The following is a 7,718-nucleotide window of genomic DNA, read 5'->3' on the forward strand; positions in this document are numbered from 1 at the left end:
GGGCGGCCCGCCCCGCTCGGCCCCGCCCACCCCGAGATGTCCCGCGCCGGGGTACAGGCGTTCGCGATGGGCAGGAAAAAGCCCTCGGTGTTGTCGGTGGGGAGTCGTAGGCTGGGTAATCCAGAGGTTGTCGATCGGCGAGAGCCTCGCAACGGGAGGTATGTGCAGGCCACAGAGCCGGCCCATGACTCAGACACCCACAGCCCAGACCCCTGCGCCCGGGCAGGCGCGAGCCCACTTCACCGTCCCCGCCAAGCATCCGATGGTGACCGTACTGGGCTCGGGTGACGCCCTGCTGCGCGTGATCGAGACGGCCTTCCCGGCGGCCGACATCCATGTCCGGGGCAACGAGGTCAGCGCGGTCGGGGACGCGACGGAAGTCGCCCTGATCCAGCGCCTGTTCGACGAGATGATGCTGGTGCTCCGCACCGGTCAGCCGATGACGGAGGACGCAGTGGAACGCTCGATCGCCATGCTCAGGGCGAGTGAGAGCGGCGAGGGGGACGGTCAGGAGACCCCGGCCGAGGTGCTCACCCAGAACATCCTTTCCAGCCGCGGGCGCACGATCCGCCCCAAGACCCTCAATCAGAAGCGCTACGTCGACGCGATCGACAAGCACACGATCGTGTTCGGCATCGGCCCCGCCGGTACCGGAAAGACCTATCTCGCCATGGCGAAGGCGGTCCAGGCCCTGCAGTCCAAGCAGGTCAACCGGATCATCCTGACCCGGCCCGCGGTCGAGGCGGGCGAGCGGCTCGGCTTCCTGCCCGGCACGCTCTACGAGAAGATCGACCCGTACCTGCGTCCGCTCTACGACGCCCTGCACGACATGCTCGACCCCGACTCGATCCCGCGGCTGATGGCGGCGGGCACGATCGAGGTCGCGCCGCTGGCCTACATGCGCGGCCGCACGCTCAACGACGCGTTCATCATCCTCGACGAGGCGCAGAACACCAGCGCCGAGCAGATGAAGATGTTCCTGACCCGGCTCGGCTTCGACTCGAAGATCGTCATCACCGGTGACATCACCCAGGTCGACCTGCCGAACGGCACCAAGAGCGGTCTGCGCCAGGTCCAGGAGATCCTGGACGGCGTCGAGGACGTCCATTTCTCCAAGCTCACCTCCCAGGATGTCGTCCGGCACAAGCTGGTCGGCCGTATCGTCGACGCGTACGAGAAGTACGACAGCCGGGACGGCCATCGCGGCCGGGACAGCCACAACGGGAAGTAGTCGCAGCGCACCATGTCGATCGACGTCAACAACGAGTCCGGAACCGAGGTCGACGAGCAGGCGATCCTCGACATCGCCCGCTACGCGCTCGCCAGGATGCGGATCCACCCGCTCTCCGAGCTCTCGGTGATCGTGGTGGACACCGCCGCCATGGAGCAGCTCCACATCCAGTGGATGGACCTCCCGGGCCCGACGGACGTCATGTCCTTCCCGATGGACGAACTGCGTCCCCCGGCCAAGGACGACGAGGAGCCCCCGCAGGGGCTCCTCGGTGACATCGTGCTCTGCCCGGAGGTCGCCGAGAGGCAGGGCCGGGAGGCGCCGACGCAGCACTCCATGGACGAGGAGCTCCAGCTGCTCACCGTCCACGGGGTGCTCCACCTCCTCGGGTACGACCACGAGGAGCCGGACGAGAAGGCCGAGATGTTCGGCCTCCAGGCCGCGATCGTCGACGGCTGGCGCGCCGAGCACGGCCTGACCGGTCCGTCGCCCGCCCCGACCGTCTCGTGAGCGTTCCCCTTCTGACGGGTGCCGTGCTGCTCGTCGTCGTCGGCTGGCTGGCGGCCTGCGCGGAGGCGGGCATCGCCCGTACGTCGAGCTTCCGGGCCGCCGAGGCGGTCCGTTCCGGACGGCGCGGCAGCAAGAAGCTGGAGCAGGTCGCGGCGGACCCGACCCGTTACCTCAACGTCGCCCTGCTGGTGCGGGTCGCCTGCGAGATGGCGGCGGGCGTGCTCGTCACGTACGCGTGCCTGAAGGAGTTCCCGGAGACCTGGGAGGCGCTGGCCGTCGCCATGGGCGTGATGGTCCTCGTCTCCTACGTCGCCATCGGCGTCTCGCCGCGCACCATCGGCCGCCAGCACCCGCTGAACACGGCCACGGCGGCGGCGTACGTCCTGCTGCCGCTGGCCAGGATCATGGGCCCGATCCCGCAGCTGCTGATCCTCATCGGCAACGCGCTCACCCCCGGCAAGGGCTTCCGCAAGGGGCCGTTCGCCAGCGAGGCCGAGCTGCGGGCGATGGTCGACCTCGCCGAGGCCGAGTCGCTGATCGAGGACGAGGAGCGCCGCATGGTGCACTCCGTCTTCGAGCTCGGCGACACACTGGTGCGCGAGGTCATGGTGCCGCGGACGGACCTCGTCTGCATCGAGCGCTACAAGACGATCCGGCAGGCGCTGACCCTGGCCCTGCGCTCCGGCTTCTCGCGCATCCCGGTCACCGGGGAGAACGAGGACGACATCGTCGGCATCGTGTACCTCAAGGACCTGGTCCGCAAGACGCACATCAACCGCGATTCGGAGGCCGACCCGGTCTCCACGGCGATGCGGCCCGCGGCCTTCGTGCCCGACACCAAGAACGCCGGGGACCTGCTGCGCGAGATGCAGCAGGAGCGCAGCCACGTCGCCGTCGTGATCGACGAGTACGGCGGCACGGCCGGCATCGTCACCATCGAGGACATCCTGGAGGAGATCGTCGGTGAGATCACCGACGAGTACGACCGCGAACTGCCGCCCGTCCAGGAGCTGGAGAACGACTGCTTCCGGGTGACGGCCCGCCTCGACATCGGCGACCTCGGCGAGCTGTTCGGCTTCGACGAGTACGACGACGAGGACGTGGAGACCGTCGGCGGGCTGCTGGCGAAGGCGCTGGGCCGGGTCCCGATCGCCGGCGCCTCGGCGATCGTCGACCTGCCGGACGGCCGCCGCCTCCGGCTGACCGCGGAGTCCCCGGCCGGCCGCCGGAACAAGATCGTCACGGTACTGGTGGAACCGATGGAACCCGAGCCGGAGGAGGCCGGGTGACCCCGGAACGACTGAGGGCGTTCTGCCTGGAGTTCAACGCGAGCGTCGAGGAGTTCCCGTTCGGCCCCGAGACGTCCGTCTTCAAGGTGCTGGGCAAGATGTTCGCGCTCAGCGCGCTGGACGGGCGCCCGCTGACGGTGAACCTGAAGTGCGACCCGGACGAGGCGGTGCGGCTGCGCGAGCGGTACGACGCGGTGGTGCCGGGCTGGCACATGAACAAACGGCACTGGAACACGGTGACGGTGTCCGGGGTGCCGGACCGGGTGCTCCGCGAGATGGTCGAGGACTCCTACGACCTGGTGGTGGCGGGGCTGCCGAGGGCCGACCGGCTGCGGCTGGACCGCTGACGACGGCCCGGCACGAGGTCCGGCACGCGGCCCCGGCCGTGGGAAGGGCGGGGCGGGGGACGGGCCGCCCGGTTCGTATGCTCGGCACATGACTGAGAGCACCGACCTCGGCCCCGAGGACCGCAAGATCGTCACGCTGGCACGCAGTGCCCGCGCCCGCAACGGCGTGCCGGAAGGCGCGGCCGTACGGGACGAGACCGGCCGCACGTACGTCGCGGGCACCGTACGGCTGGAGTCGCTGAAGCTCAGCGCGCTCCAGACCGCCGTGGCGATGGCCGTGGCCAGCGGCGCCACCTTCCTGGAGGCGGCCGCGGTCGTCTCCGAGGCGCAGACCCCGTCCGACGAGGACCGCGCCGCGGTCCGGGACCTGGGCGGCCCGGACACCCCCGTCCTGCTCGCCGGCCCCGACGGCACGCTGCGGGTCACCGTGACGGCGGGCTGACACCGGCCCGTGCGGTACGCCGGACCCGTACCGCACGACGGACCCCGACGCCCCGCGCCCATCCGGCGCGGGGCGTCCGCGCGTCCGGGGCGTCCGGGGCGACCGTACGGAACGCCGGATCCTGCCAGCATCTGATGGGCCATCAGTCGACGTACCCCGCTTGCCTTGACTTCTTTCGGGCCGGAGTCGTCAATGAGCCACCGCCGGCGCACACGAGCCGCTGCGCCGCATCCGGCAGGAGGGGGCTCCATGCGTCCGACCGTCCGAAGAACCGCCGTCCGGAGAACCGCCGCCCGCAGAGCCGGCCCCCGGGGAACCGGGGCCCGGGGACGCCCCCGGACCGGCCGCCGCTGGGCCGCGGTGCTGGGCGCCGGGGCGCTCATCGTCACCGGGGGAGGGGTACTGGCGGCCCCGGCCCAGGCCATGCCGACCGCCTCGGTGCCGGTGGACTTCCCCACCCACTGCATCCCGCCGGACATCGCGGGCATCCCGCCGATCGACGGGACCACGAAGGCCGAGATCACCGTCGACAACTCCGCCCCCGAGGTGGGCGACACGGTCACGGTCACGTACACCGTCGTCGAACCGGCCGCGAGCAACCCGGTCGATCTGGCGCTGCCCGCCGACATCATGACGCCGACCGGCAAGGTCGCCGTCGGCGGGGCACAGACCGCGAGCGTCACCGTCGCGGGCCCGAAGAAGAACGCCCCGGTGCCCGGCAAGGGAGCCTTCCCGTCGTTCTCGATGACCGGCACCTTCAAGGTCACCGCGCCCGGACGGATCACGCTCTCGCCCGGCGACTACAACATCCACACCAGCTACATCATGGAGCTGGACACCCCCTGCACGGTGACGAACCCGCCCGCCCCCGTCTCCCAGACGATCATCGCGACGGACGGCGGCGGACAGGTCAACGAGCGCACCATCCGGCTCGGCGCCGCGTCCGGCGGCGCGGGCGAGGCGGTCACCGTCACCGGGTCGAAGTTCACCCCGGGCGCGACCGTCACCCTCGCGGGCAGGGCCGGTGACACCCGCACCGCCGACACCGCCACCGTCGAGGCGGACGGCTCCGGCGGCTTCAGCGGCCGGCTCACCGTCACCGACCCCGCCACCACCGGCATCGTCGCCCATGAGGGGAACACCTGGGACCCCGACCGCGGCGCGGGCCCGCAGCCCTACACCGTCACCGGTGGTGGCGGCGAGGGCCAGAAGGGCAGCCAGCGGCTCGGCACGTCCGTCGAGGCGGGCACGCTCTCCATGGTCCAGGACGGGGACGCCGTCGAGATGTCGGCGGTCGACTTCGGCCGGGGCGGCGCCTCGCGCGGCAGCCTGCGGACGGTGACGGTCGAGGACTTCCGCGGCGGCCCCGCGGGCTGGTCACTGACCGGAAGGGTCACCGGCTTCACGGGCCCGGGCGGCGCCACGATCGACGCGTCCGCACTCGGCTGGACCCCGGTCTGCGCGACGAGGACCGGCAGCCCCAGCACCTGCGCGGCCGGTTCCGCGGGAACGGTCGGCTCCGGGGGCGCCACGCTGGCGTCCACCCCCGACGGGCCCCTCACCGGCGGCGTGTTCACCGTCGACGCCCGGCTCGCGCTGGACGTACCGGCGTACACCGCCCCCGGCTCGTACTCCGGCGTGCTCACCCTCACCCTCACGTGACCGAGCGCTCCCGATCAACCGGTGGACCGGGCGCGCACCCGCCCGGACCGCCCCGTCCCGAGACCACCCGGGGGTTTCGCACCGTGCGCAAGCTGTCCGTACTCCTCCTGGCCGGCGCCCTCCTGCTGACCGGCGCCCCCGCCGCCCACGCCGCGGACAACGGCAACTGGTCGGTCTACCCCGCCACCACCCGGGCCGGCCAGCGCCCCTACTTCTTCCTCTCCGCCGACCCCGGCGCCACGCTCACGGACAAGGTGACCGTCACCAACCGGACGGACCGGCCGCGGACCTTCCGGCTGTACGCCGCCGACGCCTACAACACCGCGCGCGACGGCGGCTTCGCCGTCCGGGACCGCGACGAGAGACAGCGCTCGATCGGGGCCTGGGCACGGACCGGCCGCGACCGGATCACCGTGCGGGCGCACGGCTCGGTCACCGTCCCGGTCACCATCACCGTTCCCGAGGACGCCGAACCGGGCGACCACCCCGGCGCGCTCGTCGCCCTGGACGAACACGTCGACCCCGCGGGCGGCGGAGCCGTCGCCGTGGGCATCCGGCAGGCCGTCGGCGCCCGGATCCACCTGCGGGTGAACGGGCCGACCATGCCCGCGCTCTCCGTGGAGGACGTCCGGATCGAGCACTCCCAGCCGCTGGTGCCGGGCACCGGCCGGAGCCGGGCCGTCATCTCGTACACGCTCCGCAACCGGGGCAACGTCACCCTCGCCCCGAAGGTCGCCCTCCGGGCCGAGGGCCTCTTCGGCCGCACCCTGCTCGCCCGCGACCTCACGAAGGTGCCCTCCGAACTGCTGCCCCGCCAGGAGGTCCGGCTGACCGAGCGCTGGGACGGCGCGCCGCAGCTGGAATGGGGCGAGGTCCGGCTGACCGCGAGCGCCCGCGACACCCGCGGGTCGGCCGCCGCCGGGTACCTCGCCGTGCCCTGGGCGGTGGCCGGGGCCCTGCTGGTGGCCGTCGGCGCGGGAGCGGCGCTGTGGCTGCGCCCGGCCCGCCGGCGCCGTGCCCGAACGGCCCGGGAGGAGGCCCGACAGGCCCCGTGACCTCCCTTGGTGCGGCGGGGCCGCCGGGATCGGGGACAATGGGCGCCATGAGCGTTCGACCTGACACAGAAGCCGCTGCGAAGAAGGGCGCGGACCGCGCCCCCCACCGGGCCGGTTTCGCCTGCTTCGTGGGCCGCCCCAACGCGGGCAAGTCCACCCTCACGAACGCTCTGGTCGGCAAGAAGGTGGCGATCACCTCCAACCGCCCCCAGACCACCCGGCACACGGTGCGCGGCATCGTGCACCGCGAGGACGCCCAGCTGATCCTGGTCGACACCCCCGGCCTCCACAAGCCGCGCACGCTGCTGGGCGAGCGGCTCAACGACGTCGTGCGCACCACCTGGGCCGAGGTCGACGTCATCGGCTTCTGCCTGCCGGCCGACCAGAAGCTCGGCCCCGGCGACAAGTACATCGCCAAGGAACTGGCGGCCATCAAGAAGACGCCGAAGATCGCCATCATCACCAAGACCGACCTGGTCGACTCCAAGCAGCTCGCCGAGCAACTGCTCGCCGTCTCCCGCCTCGGCGAGGAGCTCGGCTTCGAGTGGGCCGAGATCATCCCGGTCTCCGCAGTGAAGGCGGAGCGGGAGGGCGGCGCCGGTACCGCCAGGGACGGGGGCCGGGGAGCCGGGCAGGTCGCCCTGCTGGCCGACCTGATCGCCCCGCTGCTCCCCGAGAGCCCGCCGCTCTACCCGGAGGGCGACCTCACCGACGAGCCCGAGATGGTCATGGTCGCGGAACTCATCCGCGAGGCCGCGCTCGAAGGCGTACGGGACGAGCTGCCGCACTCCATCGCGGTCGTCGTCGAGGAGATGCTGCCCCGCGAGAACCGCCCGGCGGACAAGCCGCTGCTCGACATCCACGCCAACGTCTACATCGAGCGCCCCAGCCAGAAGGGCATCATCATCGGCCCGAAGGGCAAGCGGCTGAAGGACGTCGGCACCAAGTCGCGCAAGCACATCGAGGCGCTCCTCGGCACGCCGGTCTTCCTGGACCTCCACGTGAAGGTGGCCAAGGACTGGCAGCGCGACCCCAAGCAGCTGCGCAAGCTCGGCTTCTGAGCCCTGGAATCGCGGAGCCGGGGGGGGGGGGGGGGGGGGGGGGGGGGGGGGGGGCGCGCGCGCGGGCGGGGGGGGGGGGGGGGGGGGGGGCCGGCGGGGGGCGGGGGGGGGGGGGGCGGGG

General features: G+C 72.4%; 8 protein-coding genes. All 8 read left to right on the forward strand.

The annotated features are described in order from the left end of the window. Positions 1 to 184: 184 nt before the first annotated feature. Complete coding sequence (locus ACFYW1_RS21140; RefSeq protein WP_356931372.1) at positions 185 to 1,231, forward strand: PhoH family protein; 1,047 nt, start codon at positions 185 to 187, stop codon at positions 1,229 to 1,231. Between the two features lie 12 nt (positions 1,232 to 1,243). Beyond that, positions 1,244 to 1,741 (forward strand): rRNA maturation RNase YbeY, encoded by a 498-nt coding sequence (gene ybeY, locus ACFYW1_RS21145; protein WP_388995054.1) that lies wholly within the window; start codon positions 1,244 to 1,246, stop codon positions 1,739 to 1,741. Beyond that, positions 1,738 to 3,030: a hemolysin family protein gene (locus tag ACFYW1_RS21150; protein ID WP_388995057.1), complete on the forward strand. Its 1,293-nt coding sequence runs from the start codon at positions 1,738 to 1,740 to the stop codon at positions 3,028 to 3,030. Before ybeY ends, ACFYW1_RS21150 begins: the two co-directional genes overlap by 4 nt. Then, positions 3,027 to 3,377 (forward strand): MmcQ/YjbR family DNA-binding protein, encoded by a 351-nt coding sequence (locus ACFYW1_RS21155; protein WP_388995060.1) that lies wholly within the window; start codon positions 3,027 to 3,029, stop codon positions 3,375 to 3,377. Before ACFYW1_RS21150 ends, ACFYW1_RS21155 begins: the two co-directional genes overlap by 4 nt. Positions 3,378 to 3,465: 88 nt before the next feature. Then, entirely contained in the window at positions 3,466 to 3,819 is a 354-nt protein-coding gene (locus ACFYW1_RS21160; RefSeq protein ID WP_388995063.1) for a cytidine deaminase, read from the forward strand. Positions 3,820 to 4,068: 249 nt separating this feature from the next. Further along, positions 4,069 to 5,481 (forward strand): beta-xylosidase, encoded by a 1,413-nt coding sequence (locus ACFYW1_RS21165; RefSeq protein WP_388995066.1) that lies wholly within the window; start codon positions 4,069 to 4,071, stop codon positions 5,479 to 5,481. Between the two features lie 83 nt (positions 5,482 to 5,564). Then, a complete protein-coding gene (locus tag ACFYW1_RS21170) occupies positions 5,565 to 6,536 on the forward strand; it encodes a WxL protein peptidoglycan domain-containing protein (RefSeq protein ID WP_388995069.1) in 972 nt (323 codons plus the stop codon). Positions 6,537 to 6,574: 38 nt separating this feature from the next. Beyond that, the gene (gene era / locus ACFYW1_RS21175) at positions 6,575 to 7,597 is read left to right on the forward strand and encodes a GTPase Era (protein ID WP_388995072.1); all 1,023 of its coding nucleotides are present in this window, start codon (positions 6,575 to 6,577) and stop codon (positions 7,595 to 7,597) included. The last annotated feature ends 121 nt before the right edge of the window (positions 7,598 to 7,718 follow it).

Origin of the sequence: Streptomyces sp. NPDC002669 (assembly GCF_042889165.1) — a bacterium.
In the GTDB taxonomy this organism is placed as follows: domain Bacteria; phylum Actinomycetota; class Actinomycetes; order Streptomycetales; family Streptomycetaceae; genus Streptomyces.

Coding starts and splice junctions, on each gene's coding strand:
- ACFYW1_RS21140 (WP_356931372.1), top strand. CDS start 185: ATGACTCAGACACCCACAGCCCAGACCCCTGCGCCCGGGCAGGCGCGA.
- ybeY (WP_388995054.1), top strand. CDS start 1,244: ATGTCGATCGACGTCAACAACGAGTCCGGAACCGAGGTCGACGAGCAG.
- ACFYW1_RS21160 (WP_388995063.1), top strand. CDS start 3,466: ATGACTGAGAGCACCGACCTCGGCCCCGAGGACCGCAAGATCGTCACG.
- ACFYW1_RS21165 (WP_388995066.1), top strand. CDS start 4,069: ATGCGTCCGACCGTCCGAAGAACCGCCGTCCGGAGAACCGCCGCCCGC.
- era (WP_388995072.1), top strand. CDS start 6,575: ATGGGCGCCATGAGCGTTCGACCTGACACAGAAGCCGCTGCGAAGAAG.